The 17,564-nt window shown below is 68.2% G+C and carries 12 protein-coding genes and 1 pseudogene; 2 read left to right on the top strand and 11 right to left on the bottom strand.

Translation table 11 applies throughout. From position 1 onward, the window contains the following. Positions 1–25 precede the first annotated feature (25 nt). Positions 26–1,114, top strand: coding sequence for a DNA polymerase IV (dinB, locus tag DCD74_RS03555; RefSeq protein ID WP_112926102.1), 1,089 nt, complete (start codon positions 26–28; stop codon positions 1,112–1,114). A gap of 6 nt (positions 1,115–1,120) precedes the next feature. On the opposite strand, the gene DCD74_RS03550 is transcribed toward dinB, so the two are convergent. The 9 genes from DCD74_RS03550 to DCD74_RS03510 all read right to left on the bottom strand — a co-directional run bounded on the left by DCD74_RS03550 (position 1,121) and on the right by DCD74_RS03510 (position 12,512). Then, complete coding sequence (locus DCD74_RS03550; protein ID WP_112926101.1) at positions 1,121–1,570, bottom strand: MarR family winged helix-turn-helix transcriptional regulator; 450 nt, start codon at positions 1,568–1,570, stop codon at positions 1,121–1,123. Between the two features lie 92 nt (positions 1,571–1,662). Then, complete coding sequence (pnp, locus tag DCD74_RS03545; RefSeq protein WP_112926100.1) at positions 1,663–3,774, bottom strand: polyribonucleotide nucleotidyltransferase; 2,112 nt, start codon at positions 3,772–3,774, stop codon at positions 1,663–1,665. 140 nt (positions 3,775–3,914) lie between these two features. Continuing rightward, the gene (gene rpsO / locus DCD74_RS03540; RefSeq protein ID WP_112926099.1) at positions 3,915–4,175 is read right to left on the bottom strand and encodes a 30S ribosomal protein S15; all 261 of its coding nucleotides are present in this window, start codon (positions 4,173–4,175) and stop codon (positions 3,915–3,917) included. A 154-nt stretch (positions 4,176–4,329) separates the two neighbouring features. Then, positions 4,330–5,304 (bottom strand): tRNA pseudouridine(55) synthase TruB, encoded by a 975-nt coding sequence (gene truB / locus DCD74_RS03535; RefSeq protein WP_112926098.1) that lies wholly within the window; start codon positions 5,302–5,304, stop codon positions 4,330–4,332. A 38-nt stretch (positions 5,305–5,342) separates the two neighbouring features. Further along, a complete protein-coding gene (rbfA, locus tag DCD74_RS03530) occupies positions 5,343–5,681 on the bottom strand; it encodes a 30S ribosome-binding factor RbfA (RefSeq protein ID WP_112926097.1) in 339 nt (112 codons plus the stop codon). A 54-nt stretch (positions 5,682–5,735) separates the two neighbouring features. Continuing rightward, positions 5,736–8,327 carry a translation initiation factor IF-2 gene (gene infB / locus DCD74_RS03525; RefSeq protein WP_112926096.1) on the bottom strand — a complete coding sequence of 864 codons (2,592 nt, stop codon included), beginning with the start codon at positions 8,325–8,327 and terminating at the stop codon, positions 5,736–5,738. A 77-nt stretch (positions 8,328–8,404) separates the two neighbouring features. Continuing rightward, complete coding sequence (nusA, locus tag DCD74_RS03520) at positions 8,405–9,892, bottom strand: transcription termination factor NusA (RefSeq protein ID WP_112926095.1); 1,488 nt, start codon at positions 9,890–9,892, stop codon at positions 8,405–8,407. Continuing rightward, a complete protein-coding gene (locus DCD74_RS03515) occupies positions 9,889–10,497 on the bottom strand; it encodes a ribosome maturation factor RimP (RefSeq protein WP_112926094.1) in 609 nt (202 codons plus the stop codon). Before DCD74_RS03515 ends, nusA begins: the two co-directional genes overlap by 4 nt. 212 nt (positions 10,498–10,709) lie before the next feature. Next, on the bottom strand, positions 10,710–12,512 hold the full coding sequence (locus DCD74_RS03510; protein WP_237049647.1) for a D-(-)-3-hydroxybutyrate oligomer hydrolase: 1,803 nt from the start codon (positions 12,510–12,512) through the stop codon (positions 10,710–10,712). 84 nt (positions 12,513–12,596) lie between these two features. On the opposite strand from DCD74_RS03510, the pseudogene DCD74_RS03505 reads away from it, so the two are divergent. Beyond that, a pseudogene (locus tag DCD74_RS03505) lies at positions 12,597–13,266 on the top strand (response regulator transcription factor). Positions 13,267–13,290: 24 nt separating this feature from the next. On the opposite strand, the gene DCD74_RS03500 reads toward DCD74_RS03505, so the two are convergent. Both DCD74_RS03500 and DCD74_RS03495 read right to left on the bottom strand, forming a co-directional pair. Further along, the gene (locus DCD74_RS03500; RefSeq protein ID WP_217424281.1) at positions 13,291–14,064 is read right to left on the bottom strand and encodes a tetratricopeptide repeat protein; all 774 of its coding nucleotides are present in this window, start codon (positions 14,062–14,064) and stop codon (positions 13,291–13,293) included. Positions 14,065–14,167: 103 nt separating this feature from the next. Further along, entirely contained in the window at positions 14,168–17,479 is a 3,312-nt protein-coding gene (locus DCD74_RS03495) for a hybrid sensor histidine kinase/response regulator (protein WP_112926091.1), read from the bottom strand. Positions 17,480–17,564: the final 85 nt, after the last annotated feature.

Below are 17,564 nucleotides of genomic sequence, written 5' to 3'. Positions count from 1 at the left end.
ACTGCCATGCGCGCGACAATGGCGCATGGCCGCGCAACGCAAGATCATCCACGTCGACATGGACGCGTTCTATGCGTCGGTCGAGCAGCGCGATGATCCCGCCCTGCGTGGCCGCCCGGTGGTCGTGGCCTGGCGCGGTGCGCGCTCGGTGGTGTGCGCGGCCAGCTACGAGGCGCGCACCTTCGGCGTGCGTTCGGCGATGCCGGCGATGCGTGCGGAACGCCTCTGCCCGGATGCCGTCTTCGTGCCGCCGGATTTCAGCCGCTACAAGGCGGTATCGCGGCAGGTCCGCGAGATCTTCGCACGCCATACCGATCTCATCGAGCCACTCTCGCTCGACGAAGCCTATCTCGATGTCACTTCGCCCAAGCACGATCTCGGCAGCGCCACCGCGATCGCGCTCGACATCCGCGCCGCGATCCGCGAGGAGACATCGCTCACCGCCTCGGCCGGCATCGCGCCCAACAAATTCCTCGCCAAGATCGCCAGCGACTGGAACAAGCCCGACGGCCAGTTCGTGCTCAAGCCGCACCAGGTCGATGCATTCCTCGCGCCCTTGCCGCTGGCCCGCCTGCCGGGCGTCGGCCGGGTGACCAGCGAGCGGCTGAAAGCCTTCGGCCTGGAAACCTGCGCCGATGTCCGCGCCACATCGCCCGAGTTCCTGCAGGCGGAATTCGGGCGATGGGGGATGCGGCTTCATGAACTCGCCCACGGCATCGACGAACGCGTGGTCTGCAGCGAGCGCGCGACCTTGCAGATCTCCAGCGAAGACACCTTCGCCGAAGACCTGCCGCTGGAAGCGCTGGCGCCGCACATCGAAATACTCGCGGCGAAGACCTGGGCCGGCTACCAGCGCGAACTCGCCGTGCATCCGCAGCGGCTGGCACGCATCGTGGTGTTGAAGCTCAAGACTTCCGACTTCCGCACGCTCACCCGCAGCCTCACCTTGCCGGTGCCGCCACAGAGCGAAGCCATGTTGCGCGAACGTGCGAGCGGCCTGCGCGAGCGCGTGGCGTTGCCGGTACACACGCGTTACCGGCTGGTGGGGGTCGGGCTGTCCGGCTTCGTCGACCGCGACGCCGACCCGCAACCGGGATTGTTCGAGGAAAGCTGAGGCGGCTCAGCGCTTCGCCGGGCGGATCGATGTCGCCGCGGCAAACACGCCGCGCAAGCGCGCGAGTTCGTCCGCATGGCTGCCCGCCACCCGCGCGATCAATTCACGGGCATGCGGCGTGGCGTGGATCTCCACGCAGCGCCCGTCCTCACGCCCGCGTTGCTTGGTCACCAAGCCGATCTGCTGCGCGCGTTTCACCAGCGCGGCGGTGGCCGGATGGCTGGCCTGCATGCGCTCGGCCAGTTCGCTGATCGTCGCCCAGTCACGGCCCGGAAAGCCCTGCAGGTGCAGCAGCATCTGGTACTGCGCGGGCGTCAGGCCCGCCGCATGCGTGGTCTGCTGGCTGAACTGGAGGAAGCCGGCCATCGCATGGCGGAACTCCGACAACATCCGATATTGCTGCTTGTCCAGCATCCCGCCCGCCAGCTGCATGAGTGCCGATGATTGTAGGGGCATGGCCGGCCCGCGATGCGCGACGCCTGTGCATCCACCCCGCCAACGAAAAACGGGCCCGAAGGCCCGTTTCCCTTGCAGCGATGCGGAACCGATCAGGCTTCCGGCGAAATGCCTTCGCCTTCTTCCACGGCCTTCATCGACAGGCGGATGCGGCCCTGCTTGTCGACTTCCAGCACCTTGACCTTGACCACGTCGCCTTCCTTGAGCTTGTCGCTGACCTTCTCGACGCGCTCGTTGGAGATCTGCGAGACGTGCACCAGGCCGTCCTTGCCCGGCAGGATGGTCACGAACGCACCGAAGTCCATGATCTTGGCGACCTTGCCTTCGTAGATACGGCCCGGCTCGACGTCGCTGGTGATCTGCTCGATGCGCGCCTTGGCGGCCAGCGCGGCGGCGTTGTTCACCGAAGCGATGGTGATGGTGCCGTCGTCCTGAATGTCGATCTGGGTGCCGGTTTCCTTGGTGATGCCCTGGATCGTGGCACCGCCCTTGCCGATCACTTCGCGGATCTTGTCCGGGTGGATCTTGATGGTCAGCAGGCGCGGCGCGAACTCGGAGAGCTCCTCGCGCGGCGCGGTCATGGCCTTGGCCATCTCGCCCAGGATGTGCAGGCGGCCGTCCTTCGCCTGCGCCAGCGCCACCTTCATGATTTCCTCGGTGATGCCCTGGATCTTGATGTCCATCTGCAGCGCGGTGATGCCGTTCTCGGAACCGGCCACCTTGAAGTCCATGTCGCCGAGGTGGTCTTCGTCACCCAGGATGTCGGACAGCACGACGAAGTCGTTGCCTTCCTTCACCAGGCCCATGGCGATGCCCGCCACCGGGGCCTTGACCGGCACGCCGGCATCCATCAGCGCCAGCGAGGAACCGCAGACCGACGCCATTGACGACGAACCGTTCGACTCGGTGATCTCGGACACCACGCGCACGGTGTACGGGAACTTCTCGAGGGTCGGCATCATCGCCAGCACGCCGCGCTTGGCGAGGCGGCCGTGGCCGATTTCGCGACGCTTCGGCGCACCGAAACGGCCGGTCTCACCCACCGAATAGGGCGGGAAGTTGTAATGGAACAGGAAGTTTTCCTTCCACTCGCCGGCCACGTCATCGATGATCTGGCCGTCGCGGGCGGTGCCCAGCGTGGTGATGACCAGCGCCTGCGTCTCGCCACGGGTGAACAGCGCCGAGCCGTGCACGCGCGGCAGCACGCCGACCTTGCAGGTGATCGGGCGGACGTCGGTCAGGCCGCGGCCGTCGATGCGCTTCTTGGTGCTGAGCACCGACTGGCGCATGGTCTGGTATTCCTGCTCACCGAATTCCTTGAACAGGTCGGCGATCTTCCAGCCTTCGGCCTCGACCTTCGGCGACAGGTGGTCGGCGATATCCTTGCGCAGCACGTTGATCGCGTCGCGGCGGTCCAGCTTGTCGATGATGGCGAAGGCGCCCTTCAGCTTGTCGCCGATGGTGCCGACCAGCTCATTGATCATGCCTTCGTTCTTGGCCGGAGCTTCCCACGTGGACGGCTTGACGCCGGCTTCGGCGACCATTTCGTTGATCGCGCTGATGGCGGCCTGCAGTTCGCGATGGCCTGCCATGACGGCGCCGAGCATCACGTCTTCCGACAGCTCCTTGGCTTCGGATTCGACCATCAGCACGGCGTCCCTGGTACCGGCGACGACGAGTTCAAGCTCGGAATCCTTCATCGCCTCGACGCCGGCGTTGAGCAGATACTGGCCGTTCTTGTAGCCGACCTTGGCGGCGGCGATCGGGCCCTGGAACGGGGTGCCGGCCAGCGCCAGCGCGGCGGACGCGCCGATCATCGCCAGCATGTCGCCTTCCACTTCCGGATTCAGCGACATCAGGGTGCAGATGATCTGCACTTCGTTCTTGTAGTCCTCGGGGAACAGCGGGCGGATCGGACGGTCGATCAGGCGGCTGATCAGCGTTTCCTTCTCGGTCGGCCGGCCTTCACGCTTGAAGAAGCCACCCGGGATGCGGCCACCGGCGTAGAACTTTTCCTGGTAGTCGACAGTCAGCGGGAAGAAGTCCTGGCCCTCGCGCGCCGACTTGGCGGCAACGGCGGAGGCGAGCACGACGGTGCCGTCGCAGGAAACCATGACCGCGCCGCCAGCCTGGCGGGCGATTTCGCCGGTTTCGAGGGTGACGGTCTTGCCGCCGAACGGGAAGCTCTTGGTGATTTTTGCCACGTCTGTTCCTTGGTGTCTCTTGCGTGATGAACCGCCGGGCCCCTGCCCGTGCGGCGCGCGTGTTGCTTGGGATGATGCGGTGTTGCGACTGCGGTCAAAACAAAACCGCGGCGCTTGGGGGCGCCGCGGTCGGGGTGTTCTTAGCGGCGCAGACCCAGCTTCTGGATCAGGGCCTTGTAGCGCACGGCATCCTTGCGGTGCAGGTAGTCGAGCAGGCTGCGGCGGCGGTTGACCAGCTTGAGCAGGCCACGACGGCTGTGGTGGTCCTTCTTGTGGGTCTTGAAGTGCTCGGTCAGGTGCACGATGCGCGCGGTGAGCAGGGCGACCTGGACTTCCGGCGAACCGGTGTCGTTGGTGCCGCGCTTGTTGTCTTCGATGATCTGGCTGGTGTCGATGGACATGTCGTTATCTCTGTAGATGCGTGAAGGGCAGGAACGTCGCGGGGCAAATGGCCCCGGGCGCACCGCCGGTCCGCCGTGAACTGAAGGAATGGATCGCCGTGAAAACGGCGCGCGAATTGTAGCCCCGAAGGACCGGCAGCGGCAAGGCGCGGGCCTAGGCGGCCGGCGGTGCCATGGGCTGGACCGGCGTGGCGCTGGCCCAGCTGAACAGGCGTTTCGGGCGCAGCACGCCCTCGGCGTCGATGTGGCCCAGGCCGAGTGCACGGCCATCGGCATCGCAGACGGCGACCTCGCCCAGGTGGCGGAACGCGGCCCGCACGGTCTGGCCCTGCCCCAGGCGCGCGGCCTGCGCCTCGACCAGGCGCACTTCCGGCCAGGACACCATGCCGGCCTCGATCGGCAGCAGGCAGGCATCGAGATGGTGCTCGCCACGCTCGGCCATGGCTTCGAGCGCCTCCATCGTCCACATCCTCGGCTCGCGGAACGGGTCCACCCAGAGCCGGCGCAGCTCGGTCACGTGCGCACCACAGCCGAGCAGTTCGCCCAGGTCGCGCACCAGCGAGCGCACATAGGTGCCGGATCCGCATTCCACATGCAGGCGCAGCTTGGGCGCAGTGTCCAGCAGGTCGGCCGCCGATTGCAGGCTGAACTCGTGGACATCGACCTCGCGCGGTTCGATCTCGATGGTCTCGCCGCGGCGCGCTTTCGCGTACAGCGGCTCGCCGCCACGCTTGAGCGCCGAATAGATCGGCGGCACCTGCTGGATGCGGCCGCTGAACCGGGCCAGAGCCGCATCGATGGTGGCGATGTCGAGCGGCGGCACCGGGCGTTCGCGCAGCACCTGGCCTTCGGCGTCATCGGTATCGGTGGTGATGCCGAGCCGGGCCACGGTCTCGTAGGCCTTGCGCGCACCGAGCAGGCCGCCGGCGATCTTCGTCGCCTCGCCAAAGCAGACCGGCAGCAGGCCGGTGGCGAGCGGATCCAGTGCGCCGGTATGCCCGGCCTTCTCCGCGCGGAACAGATGGCGGACGCGCTGCAGGGCCTGGTTGGAACTCGGCCCGCTCGCCTTGTCCAGCAGCAGGATGCCGTGGAGCTTGCGGAAGCGATGGCGCGTGCGCGGTTTCGACATGCGGGGATTGTAGGTCGCGGCGCGCGGGCGCGCGGCGCTTACTCGGCTTCGTCGCTGGGCGCGGCGGCGTCGTCGGTATCGGGAAGATCGCGCAGCAGGGTGTCGATGCGCTCGCCGCGGTCCACCGAATCGTCGTAGAAGAAATGCAGTTCCGGCACGTGCCGAAGCTTCATCACATGCGCCAGCTCGTAGCGGATTTCCTTGGCGTGCGCCTTGAGCCCCGCCACCGCTTCGGCCGAACGTTCGGCCTGCAATGCGGTGACGAAGACCTTGGCATGGGCCAGGTCACGGGTGACCTCGACATCGGACACGCTGACCGAGGGCAGGCCCAGTTCACGCACCGCGTTGTGGACCAGGGTGCCCAGGTCCCGGCGCATCTGCGCCGAGACCCGATCGGTCCGGTGGAACGATTTGCGCTGTCCTGCCACGCGTCAGAGCGTCCGCTGCACTTCGATGCGCTCGAAGCACTCGATCTTGTCGCCGGCACGCACCTGGTCGTAGCCCTTCACGCCGATGCCGCACTCGGTGCCGTTGCGCACTTCGTCCACGTCTTCCTTGAAGCGGCGCAGCGAATCCAGTTCGCCGGAGAAGATCACGGTATCGTCGCGCAGCACGCGGATCGGCTTGCCACGGCGGATCATGCCTTCGATCACGCGGGAGCCGGCGATCGAACCGAACCTGGAATGACGGAACACTTCCATCACTTCGGCGGTGCCGATGATCTCTTCGCGGATCTCCATGCCCAGCACGCCCGAGGCGATCTGCTTCACCTGGTCGATGACGTCATAGATGATCGAGAAGTAACGCAGGTCGACGCCGTTGCCTTCGATCACCTTGCGCGCCGAAGCGTCGGCACGCACGTTGAAGCCGATCACCGTGGCCTTGGAGGTCGCAGCCAGCTGTGCGTCGGATTCGGTGATGCCGCCAACGCCCGAGCCGATCACGTTGATGCGGATCTGGTCGTTGGACAGGCTGGTCAGGGCCTCGCGCAGCGCCTCGACGGAACCCTGCACGTCGGCCTTCACCACCAGGTTGAGCTGGGCCTGCGTCGCGCCCTCGCCCATCTGCGACAGGATGTCTTCCATGCGGTTGCCGGCCTGCTTCATCAGGCGGGTCTCGCGGCGCTTGGCGTCACGCTGCTGCGCGACATCCTTGGCCAGGCGCTCGTCGGCCACGACCACGAAGTCGTCGCCCGCATCCGGCACGCCGGACAGGCCAAGCACCTGCACCGGGATCGACGGCCCGGCGCTCTGCACCTGGCTGCCGGTCTCGTCGAACATCGCGCGGACGCGGCCGTACTGCACGCCGCAGACCAGGTAGTCGCCCTTCTGCAGGGTGCCCTGCTGGACCAGCACCGTCGCGACCGGGCCACGGCCCTTGTCGAGCGCGGATTCGATCACCACGCCGGTGGCGCGGGCATCGACCACGGCCGTCAGTTCGAGCACTTCGGCCTGCAGGCTGATCGCATCGAGCAGGTTGTCGACGCCCAGGCCGGTCTTGGCCGAGAGCTCGACCATCTGCGTGTCGCCGCCGAAATCCTCGGCCACGACTTCGGTTTCCAGCAGCTCGTTCTTGACGCGCAGCGGATCGGCATCGGACTTGTCGATCTTGTTGATGGCGACGATCAGCGGCACGCCGGCGGACTTGGCGTGCTGCACGGCCTCGCGGGTCTGCGGCATCACGCCGTCGTCGGCCGCGACCACCAGCACCACGATGTCGGTGAGCTTGGCGCCGCGCGCACGCATCTGCGAGAACGCGGCATGGCCCGGCGTATCCAGGAAGCTGATGACGCCCTTGTCGGTTTCGACGTGGTAGGCACCGATGTGCTGGGTGATGCCACCCGCCTCGCCGGTGGCGACCTTGGTGCGGCGGATGTAATCCAGCAGCGAGGTCTTGCCGTGGTCGACGTGGCCCATGATGGTGACCACCGGCGGACGCGGCGACTTCTCGCCCTGCACGTCCTCGACGTGGGCCAGCAGTTCGGTTTCCGCGTCATCCGCATCGGCACGCACGGCCTTGTGACCGAGTTCCTCGACCACCAGCACCGCGGTGTCGTGGTCGATGGTCTGGGTGATGGTGGCCATCACGCCCATCTTGAACAGCGCCTTGACCACGTCGCCGCCCTTGAGCGCGAGCTTCTGGGCGAGGTCGCCGACGGTGATCGCCTCGCCGATGGCCACTTCACGCACGATCTTCTCGGTCGGGCGCTGGAAGCCATGCTCGCCGCCGCCACTGCGCGACTGCTCGACGGCGCGACGCGCCTTCGGCTTGCCGCGGGTGGCGCCACGACGGGCGCGGTCGGCCGCCGACAGATGCAGCTGGCCGGCGAACTTGGAGGTGGAATCGTCGTCCTCGACACCGGCGACCATGACGTGCGAACCACGCGGCTTGGCGGCCTTGTTGTGGCGGTCGTCGCGCGCCGGTTCCGGGCGGGCCGGACGCGGCGCATGCGGCGTGCCGTGGGTGCCGGGCTTGCGCGCGGCCGGGGTTTCGGTCGTCACCGCAGCTGCTTCGGCGGCCTCGGCGGCGAGGCGCTTGGCTTCTTCCTCGGCCTGCACGCGGGCGGCCTCGGCCTCCTCGCGGCGGCGGGCATCGGCTTCGGCCAATGCCTGCTGTTCGGCCAGATTGCGCTGGCGCGATTCCTCCAGCTTGCGCAGCGCATCGGCGCGCTCGTCATCCGGGGACGGCGGTGCGGTGCCCGCGCCCTTGTTGACCAGCGTGACCTTCTTGCGCACCACCACGTCGACGGTCTGCTTGTTGCGGCCGCCGCCCACGGTGATTTCCTGCACGTTGCGACGCGACAGGGTGATCTTCTTCGGCGCCTCGCCGGTCGGTTCGGCTGCCGCGTCGGTGCGGCCATGGGTGCGACGGAGGAAGCCGAGCAGCTTCACCTTCTGCGCGCTCGTGACTTCCTCGTCGGCGTCCTTGAACGGCATACCGGCTTCGGAGAGTTGCTCCAGCAGCTTTTCGACCGGCGTGTTGACCAGTTCGGCGAGCTTGCGGATGGTGGTTTTCTGCGACATGCGTTTTCCGTTTGCGGGCCGGCGCAAGGCGCGCGGCCGATGTTTTCGATTCTAGCGTGCGGCCTTTCGCCGACCCGTCACTCGAACCAGTGCTTGCGTGCTTCCATGATCAGCGCCGAGGCACGCGCCTCGTCCATGTCCTCGATGTCGGTCATCTCGTCCACGGCGAGTTCGGCCAGGTCCTCGCGGGTGCGCACGCCGCGCGAAGCCAGCACGTAGGCGGTCGCCTCGTCCATGCCTTCGAGCGCGAGCAGGTCCTCGGCGGGCTGGTGTTCGTCCAGCTCCTCCTCGGCGGCCAGCGCGTCGTTGAGCAGCGCGTCGCGGGCGCGGGCGCGGAGTTCCTCGACGATGTCCTCGTCGAAGCCCTCGACCGCCAGCAGCTCGCCGACCGGCACGTAGGCGATTTCCTCGACCGTGCTGAAACCTTCCGCCACCAGGATGCCGGCGATTTCCTCGTCCACTTCCAGCTTGTCCACGAACAGCTGGCGGGCGACGGCCTGTTCGGCCTCGGACTTGGCGGCCACCTGGTCAGCGGTCATCACGTTGAGCTGCCAACCGGTCAGGCGGCTGGCGAGGCGCACGTTCTGGCCGCCCTTGCCGATCGCCTTGGCCAGCAGTTCCTCGGCCACGGCCAGGTCCATCGAATGCTTTTCTTCATCGACGATGATCGACTGCACTTCGGCCGGCGCCATCGCGTTGATCACGAACTGCGCGGCGTTGTCGCTCCACAGCACGATGTCGACGCGCTCGCCGTTCAACTCGTTGGTCACCGCCTGCACGCGCGAACCGCGCATGCCGATGCAGGCGCCGATCGGGTCGGTGCGGTTGTCGTAGGCCAGCACGGCGATCTTGGCGCGGTCGCCCGGGTCGCGGGCGCAGGCCTTGATGTCCACCAGGCCCTGGCCGACTTCCGGCACCTCGAGGCGGAACAGTTCCATCATGAATTCCGGCGCGGCGCGGCTGATGAACAGCTGCGGGCCACGCGGCTCGCTGCGCACGTCGTACAGGTAGCCGCGGACGCGGTCGCCGGTACGCAGGATGTCGCGCGGGATGCCCTTGTCCTTGGGGATGAAGGCTTCGGCGTTGCCGCCGAGGTCCACGTAGATGTTGCCGCGCTCGACGCGCTTGACCGTGCCGTTGACCAGTTCGCCGACGCGATCCTTCCACTCGTCGACGACCTGCTGGCGCTCGGCCTCGCGCACGCGCTGGACGATGACCTGCTTGGCGGCCTGCGCGGCGATGCGGCCGAACTCGGCGTTCTCGACCTGCTCCTCGATGAAGTCACCGACCTCGACGCCCTCGCTCTCGTCGAGCGCGTCCATCAGGCGCAGCTGGCGGTCCGGGGACTCCATCACCACGTCATCGGCCACCACTTCCCAGCGGCGGAACGTCTCGTAGCTGCCATCCTTGGGGTCGATGGCGACGCGGATCGCCACGTCCTGTTCGGGGTAGCGCTTCTTGGCGGCCGAAGCCAGCGCGGCCTCGATCGCATCGAAGATCACTTCCGGCGGCACGCCCTTCTCGTTGGCGACCGCGTCGACGACCAGCAACAACTCCTTGCTCATTTTTCAGACTCCGCATCGGCGGGACGTTCCGCCTGCTTGGTGGATTCGGGTTTTTTCGGCTTGGCGCCGGATTTCTTGCCGGGCTTGCCCGGGGCATAGCCCATCGCGGCCCAGTCGGGGACCAGCCGCGCCTTGTCGATGTTGTCGATGGCCGCCTCGAAGGGCTGGCCGTCGATGTCGAAACGGACGGTGTCGCCTTCGACCGCGACGATGCGCCCGGTCAGGCGGCGACGGCCATCCTGCGGCAGCTTCAAGCCGACCTTGGCGTTCTGCCCGGCGAAACGGGCGAACTGGGCCGGCGTGAACAGCGGGCGGTCGATGCCGGGCGAAGACACTTCCAGCGTGTAATTGCCGCTGATCGGGTCTTCGACGTCGAGCTGGGCCGAGACTTCACGGCTGACCTGCTCGCATTCGTCGATGCCGACCAACGGCTGCACCGGCTGGCCGTCTTCGCCCTGCACCGGCGCGGCATCGGCCGGATAGTCGATGTACAGGCGCACGACGGCACCACCGGGGGCCGGCAGGTATTCGATGCCCAGCAGGTCGAGCCCGAGCGACGAGACCGTCGGGGCCAGCAACTCGCTGATTTGTCGTGCCTTGTCCATCTGGATTCCGTGTTGCGGCCAAAACAAAAAAGGGCCCGTTGGGCCCTTTCCGGTATTGCGATGTCCGGTTCCCGCCGCGACTGCGACCGGGAGGCCCCGGATCGGCGGCGTGGTGCCCTGCCCGATCCCGGAAACGGCCGACTGGCAGCCGCTTTCAAGCGCGACATCATAGCCGCGCGAGGGTGTCCCGGCAACCCGGCCGGCCAGCGGCCTCAACGCGGGATGGCGAGCTCCCCGATCTGCAGTGGCTTGCCGGCCTCGCGCGGGCGGGCCGGGATGACGGCATCGGCGGGCAATGCGGCGGTGCCGTCCAGGTGCGCGTCCAGCCGGTCCAGCGCCGCATAGACATAGGGCAGCAGCGGAACGTGCTGCGCCGAGAACGCCGGCAGCGCGAGGAAGGCATCGAAATGCTGGGCGCGCTGGACCTGCCAGTAGCGCACGTCACGGCCGGCGGCACGCGCCTCGGCCACGTAGGGCGCGCTGCTGAAGGCGGCCGGGATCAGGCCGTCATCGGTGCCGTGGACCACGATCACCGGCAGCCCGGCACGCGGCGGCGCGGCGCGGGTTTCGGCCACGCCGGCCTGCAACCGCTTCGCCACATCCCCCTGCCCGGTCCACAGCCCGCGCAGGCACTTCAGGCCCGGCAGGCCGAATGCTGTGGCGGCATCGGGATCGACGATCTGCACGCCCGCGCCCGGCGGAATGCCGCTGGCGTCCGACCACCACGCGGCGCGTTCGCTGGCGCTGGCGGCGCGCGGCTTGCCGGCCTCCATCGCCGAGAAGCGATAGCCGCAGGGATGCGCGTCGTGCGCGGCGCGGGTGTAGGCCGAGGCGTAGGTGCCTGCGACCGCGCGCCACAGGTCGAAGCCGGTGCTGGTGGCCGCGGCGCGCAGGGCGGGATCGCTCCAGCCGGCATCACGCAGGCGGGCCAGCGCCGACTTCTGCCGCGCGGCCAGGTCCTTGCCTTCGATCAGGCCGTCGGCGGCGAGCGCGGCGCAGAAGGCTTCGCTGGTCGGCATCGCCGGGAGGCCGAGCGCCGGCAACGCGCAGGGCATCAGCAGCGCGGCCTCGGTGGTGTAGTCGTAGAGCGCGCGGGCGCCGGGAATGTTCGCCAGCACGTTGGGCTCGCCGGCGACCACGCCATCCAGCCAGTCGTCCTGCTGTTCGGCGGCACGCAGCACGGCACCGCCGCCATTGGAGATGCCGACAGCGATCACCCGGGTGTTGTCGAAGGTGAAAGGCGCGGCATCCGGAAACGCCATCGCCAGCGAACGCAGGCCGAACTCGGCGGCCTGGCGCGCATGGCGGCCCCAGTCGGCTTCCGGGTTGTCCTGCGAGTGCGCGTGCTTGAAGGCGATGCCGCTGCCCTGCGCATTGGCCGGCGCGAACGCGAGGCGGGATTCCGGCCCGGCGATGCGGCCATCCACCGCGACGCCCTGTCCGGCATCCAGATCGAAATAATCGCTGCCCGCGCCCTTGTCGGTATGCACCACGGCGCAGCCGCGCGACAGGCCCCAGGCCGCGCCGACCGCCATCGCGCCATAGACGCCGCGCGAACCGGAGGCGACCGTCACCACCAGGCAGCGCTTCCTGATGTCGAAACTGTCGGGCACCTGGGCGAGCACGCGATGCGGATGCTGAGCCCCCGGCACGAACGCGAGTGCGGAGAACTCACGGCCCGGCACATCGGCCAGGCTGCCGTAGACGGTGCCGTAGCCGCCGGTCGGGCCGAGGTCGGCGATGCCGCGCCAGCTGCTCCAGATGGCGCGACGGCGCAGCTCGATGGCGGTCGGATGTTCGGCATCTGCGAAGGCCGGCGGCGCGACGCTACGCAGGCCCGCGGCGCCGAGGCCGGCGGTCAGCAGGTCGTCGCCATCGCGATGCACGCTGGTCGTCACATCGGTCGGGGCGGTGGACATCGGGCCTCCGAGGCTGGCGCAGGCGCCGACGGAAAGAATGAGTACGGCGCAGGCGACGGCACGCGTCCAGCACGTGCGATGACGGGGTTTGTTCATGCCCGGAGCATACTGCGGCGCCCCGGGGGCAGCATCGTACTTTGGTACCAAGGCAGGCTTGGCGCGAACTGTTAACGTGACCCGATGAGCGCCACTTCGCTGCTGATCGCCGACGACCATCCGCTGTTCCGCGCCGCATTGCGGCAGGCGGCGCAGGATGCGCTGGGCAAAGGCGTGACCCTGCACGAAGCCGGCGCGCTCGATGCGGTGCTGGCCACGCTCGACGCCCACCCCGACATCGACCTGGTGCTGCTGGACCTGCACATGCCCGGCAGCCACGGCCTGGCCGGACTGGCGGCGGTACGCGCGCAGCACCCCGGCGTGGCGGTGATCGTGGTCTCGGCCAACGAGGACCCGCGCGTGGTGCGTCGCGCGCTGGACCATGGCGCCGCCGGCTACCTGCCGAAGAGTTCCGGGCTGGACGAACTGCGCGCAATCCATCCTCACCGTCATGGACTGCGCGCAATGGCTGCCGGCCAGCCTGCGTGCGTCGGTGGCGAATGCCGAATCCGAGCCCGAGGACGCCGCGCTGGCCGCGCGCCTGGCCAGCCTGTCACCGCAGCAGTTCCGCGTACTGACGCTGGTGGCCGAGGGCCTGCTCAACAAACAGATCGCCGACCGTCTGCAGGTGCAGGAACGCACGGTGAAGGCGCATCTGTCGGCGATCTTCGAGCGGCTCGGCGTGCGCAACCGGACGCAGGCCGGCGTGGTGCTGCGCGAGCTGGAGTTGAAGGATCCGGCGCGGCAGATCTGACCGGGTCTCGTCGCCCCGCGACGATCACGGCTTGGCGGGCTTTTTTCCTTTCGGATCGATGCGGCTTTTCACCGGCTTGATCGGCCCTACTTCCACCCGGCCTTCGCGCGGCGCTTTCCACTGCTCATCGAGCCATGCGTGGTAGACCTCGGGTTGCCAGAACTTGTCGGCATAGAACTGGCTGCCGTCGATGACGATGTACGGCTGTTCCACGCTCGAATCCGCACCGCCCGTCACCGGATTGGGCAGCCTGACCTTGGCGTTGGCGGCATATCCGGTGCGGCTGCCCACCACCTTGCGGCGCTCGCGGCGCAGTTCGCGCGCCAGCCGCGGCTTGGCGACTTCATCGCCGTAGCGGGCATAGACCGCCGCGCCCTGCTGCAGCGCCCGTGCGCGTTCGGATTCATCCATCGACGCCCAGAACTTTTCCCGCATCGCGATGAAGTCCGGATAGGCGCGTTCCGCGGCCAGATCCATCCATGCATAGGCGAGCGGCCGGTCACGCGCGACGCCCGTCCCATCCCAGTACATGCCCGCCAGCGCCGCCTGCGAAGGCTTGTCGCCATACAGGGCGGCCTTCCTGAAGGCGTCGCGCGCTTTCTCCGGGGCCTTCTGGTTGAGCAGTTCGAAGCCGCGGATCCGGAACAGGAGGTCGGGGTGGGCACTCAGGAACGCCCTGCTCTCGACGATCGTGCGTTCCGAATCGGTGGTGTTGCGGGCCTGGACAGCACTGCAGGCCAACGCACATGCCAATGCGACAGCCACATGCCCGAGCGCGGAGGATTTGGGGAAGCGCATCATCTGTCCATGCCCCGGGTCGCCACAGAGGCTCCGATCCTAGCCTGAATGACGGGATGTTTAGTCGGCGGGCCTGCGTCTTCGCACACTGTTCGTAGCAGCCTCAACCCGCCGCCCGCGCCGCCAGCAACCGGTCCAGCACCGACTTCAACGCCAGCGGCCTGAGCGGTTTGATGACCAGCGGCAAACCGGCTTCCTGCGCTGCCGCGCGCACGGCCCCGGTCTGGTCGGCGCTCATGATCAGGCAGGGTGCGGCGCCGTGACGTTCGCGCAGGCGCTGGCAGAGCGCGACGCCATCGTCGCCGTCGTCGAGGTGGTAGTCGAAGACCCACAGGTCGGCAGGCTTGGCAGCGAGCGCCGCTTCGGCCTCGCTGCCGTTGGCGCAGGCGGCGACATCGCAGCCCCATCCCGACAGCACGGCGGAGAGCGCGGAGAGCGCGGCGGCATCGTTGTCCACGGCGAGCAGGCGCAGGCCGGCGAATCCGGCACGCGGGTGACGCGCCATCGGCATGGCCGGCGCACGCGGCACATCGACATGGAACACGCTGCCACGTCCGGTGCGGCTGCGCAGGCCGATCGGCATCTGCAGCACGCTCGCGATGCCGCGCGCGATCGAGAGCCCCAGGCCGAGCCCCTGTCCGCGCGCATGTTCGCCGCGACGGAACTCCTCGAAGATCAGCCCGCGCTGCGCCTCGCTGATGCCGGGGCCGGTGTCGTGTACTTCGATGCGCAACTGCCCGCCGACTCGTCGCACGCCCACCACCACGCGTCCCTGCGGCGTGTGGCGGAGCGCATTGGACAGGAAGTTCTGCAGCACGCGCCGCAGCAGCTGAGGATCGCTGCGCACCCAGGCGCGGGTCGGCACGAAGTCGAGCTGCAGGCCCTGCTCTTCCGCTAGCGCCTGGCCTTCCGAACGTAGTGGCCCGAACACATCGGACAGCGGGAACGCGCGGATCTCCGGCACCAGTCCGCCGGCCTCCAGCCGCGACATGTCCAGCAGGTCGCTCAGCAGCACATTGGTCGAATCGAGCGCACCGGCCACCTGCCGCGTCAGCCGGCGCGATTCGGGTTCGCGCACGCGCTGCATCAACGCATCCACGAACAGGTGCGCGGCATGCAGCGGCTGCAGCAGGTCATGGCCGATGGCGGCAAGGAAGCGGCTCTTGGCGTCGTTGGCGCGCTCGGCCATGCGGCGTGCGCCATCGAGCAAGGCGGTGCGTTCGGCGACGCGGTGTTCGAGCGTCTCATTGACGCGCTTCAGGCCGGCCTCGGCTTCGCGGAAGGCGGTGACATCGGTAAACGTGGCGACGAAGCCGCCGCCAGGCATCGGGTTGCCGCGGATTTCGATGATGCTGCCGTCGGGCAGCACGCGTTCGGACAGATGCGGCGTGCCGGTGCGCATATGGTCGAGGCGGCGGGTCAATGCCTCTTCGATGTCGCGGCCCGCCGGCAGCCGTGCAAGTGCCCAGCGGCTGGCTTCGCTGATCGGCAGGCCGACTTTCAGCAGGCCAGCCGGGAAATCGAACATCTCGGCATAGCGGCGGTTCCACGCAACCAGGCGCAGATCGGCATCGACCACGCTGATGCCCTGGCTCATGTTCTCCAGCGCCGCTTCCAGCACGCGCTGGTTGAAGCGCAGGTCCTGCGCGGTTTCATCGACGATGTCGGCGACCGCATCCAGCCGGCTGCCGCTTTCGCGGCGCGCGGCGTTGAGCAGCAGGCGTGCCGAAGCCGCGCCGACCACGGCGGCGAGTTCATGCTCCACCGCCGCTTCCACTTCCGCCGGCGCCATCGCGCGGCCCGGCTCCTTCGCCATCAACGCATCGACACGCGCCGGTGGCAGGAAGCGTCGCGCCAGTGAACGCAACACATGCACATCGAGCCGGGCACGTGCACCGCGTTGCATCGGCCGCTGCCATTGCGTGGCCATCCACGTCACCAGCGCACCGACCAGCAGGCTGGCCACCACCGCGCGACCGAGGCGGCTCCAACTGGTGAGCGCGAACAGGCCATCGGGCGCGAGCCACGACCAGCCCCACGGTCCATCGACGCGCCAGCCCGGCGAAGGCGTCATGTTTTCCAGCATCAACGGCAAGGGCAGCGCCCAGCCCCAGGCCAGGAACGCGCAGACCACGCCAGCGGTGACCGCGCGCGGCGAGGTCTGCGGCCGCCACATCGCGAAAGCCAGCGCGGGTGCGAGCGTGGCGAGTGCCGAGAACGAGAACGCGCCGACATCCGCCAGTGCCGCGTTGCCGGCGATGAAGTGGCTGTAGCTCCACGCCAGCAACATGATGGCGATGATGCCGCCGCGCCTGAGCAGCAGCACCGAACCGCGCAGGTCGCCTTCGCCCGAACGCCCCCAGGTGCGTGACAGCCACGGCAACACCCAATGGTTGGCGATCATCAGGCTCAGCGTCAGCGTGCTCACCACCACCATGCCGGTGGCCGCGCTCAAGCCGCCGAGGAAAGCCAGCATCGCCATCCCGACATTGCCTTCGGCCAGCGGCAACGCTAGCACGTAGGAATCCGAAGGCACGCTGGTGCCGAACACCGCCTGCCCCGCCCGCGCCAGCGGCAACACCGGCAGCGCGATCAGCACCAGGTACAGCGGGAACAGCCAGCGTGCGGTGCGCACATGGGATGCATCACGGCACTCGACCACGCCGATGTGGAATTGATGCGGCAGGGTGAACATCGCCAGCACGCCCAGCACCACCAGCGGCATGAAGCCATCGGCGGAACTGCGCGGCGCCTGGAACGCACTGATGCGTTCGCCAAAATGCCGCCAGACGAAGATGCCCAGCGCGAGCATCGCCACCAGCTTGAACAGTGAGTCGAAGGCCATCGCCAGCACCAGCCCGCGGTTGTGTTCCGCGGCATTGGCCTGGCGCGCACCGAAGGCGATGGCGAATACGGCCATGGCCAGCGCGACGTAGATGGTGCTGTCCGGCCACGGCTGCGCGGCCAGCGCGTCGCGGCCCACCAGCATTTCGAAACCCGAAGTCACCGCGCGCAACTGCAAGGCGATGTAGGGAATGAGGCCAAGCGCGGCGACCAGGGTGACCGTCGCCGCCAGCCACGGATCCTTGCCGAGGCGCGAGGCGATGAGGTCGGCCAGCGATGTCGCATTGAGCGAGCGCGACAGCTTGACCAGCTTCATCAATAGCGCCGCACCCAACGCGTACAGCAGCAAGGTACCGACGAAGGTGGGCGGCAGCGGCCAGCCGTAACGCGCGGCCTGCGTGACCGTGCCGAAGAACGTCCACGACGTGCAGTACAGCGCCAGCGACAGCGCATACACATGCCGCCAGTTGCGGGCCAGCAAGGCCGGGCGGCGCTCCGCCAGCAGCGCCACGCCGAACATCATCAACAACCAGGCCAGGCTGGCGGCGATGACGACCGGCACGCTCAGCATGCGTTCGGCCCGGTGCGCAGGAAGGAGATATGCGTCATCGCGCGAGCATATATCGCCGCAACGCGAACGCCGCCGGATTACGGCG

The organism is Lysobacter oculi (assembly GCF_003293695.1).
Classification (GTDB): Bacteria; Pseudomonadota; Gammaproteobacteria; order Xanthomonadales; family Xanthomonadaceae; genus Solilutibacter; species Solilutibacter oculi.
The sequence above is the reverse complement of the archived record's forward strand: the minus strand, read 5'-3'. Positions and strand labels throughout refer to the sequence as shown.

Coding starts and splice junctions, on each gene's coding strand:
- dinB (WP_112926102.1), top strand. CDS start 26: ATGGCCGCGCAACGCAAGATCATCCACGTCGACATGGACGCGTTCTAT.
- DCD74_RS03550 (WP_112926101.1), bottom strand. CDS start 1,570: ATGCCCCTACAATCATCGGCACTCATGCAGCTGGCGGGCGGGATGCTG.
- rpsO (WP_112926099.1), bottom strand. CDS start 4,175: ATGTCCATCGACACCAGCCAGATCATCGAAGACAACAAGCGCGGCACC.
- truB (WP_112926098.1), bottom strand. CDS start 5,304: ATGTCGAAACCGCGCACGCGCCATCGCTTCCGCAAGCTCCACGGCATC.
- rbfA (WP_112926097.1), bottom strand. CDS start 5,681: ATGCGCCGGGACCTGGGCACCCTGGTCCACAACGCGGTGCGTGAACTG.
- infB (WP_112926096.1), bottom strand. CDS start 8,327: ATGTCGCAGAAAACCACCATCCGCAAGCTCGCCGAACTGGTCAACACG.
- nusA (WP_112926095.1), bottom strand. CDS start 9,892: ATGAGCAAGGAGTTGTTGCTGGTCGTCGACGCGGTCGCCAACGAGAAG.
- DCD74_RS03515 (WP_112926094.1), bottom strand. CDS start 10,497: ATGGACAAGGCACGACAAATCAGCGAGTTGCTGGCCCCGACGGTCTCG.
- DCD74_RS03510 (WP_237049647.1), bottom strand. CDS start 12,512: ATGAACAAACCCCGTCATCGCACGTGCTGGACGCGTGCCGTCGCCTGC.
- DCD74_RS03500 (WP_217424281.1), bottom strand. CDS start 14,064: ATGCGCTTCCCCAAATCCTCCGCGCTCGGGCATGTGGCTGTCGCATTG.
- DCD74_RS03495 (WP_112926091.1), bottom strand. CDS start 17,479: ATGCTGAGCGTGCCGGTCGTCATCGCCGCCAGCCTGGCCTGGTTGTTG.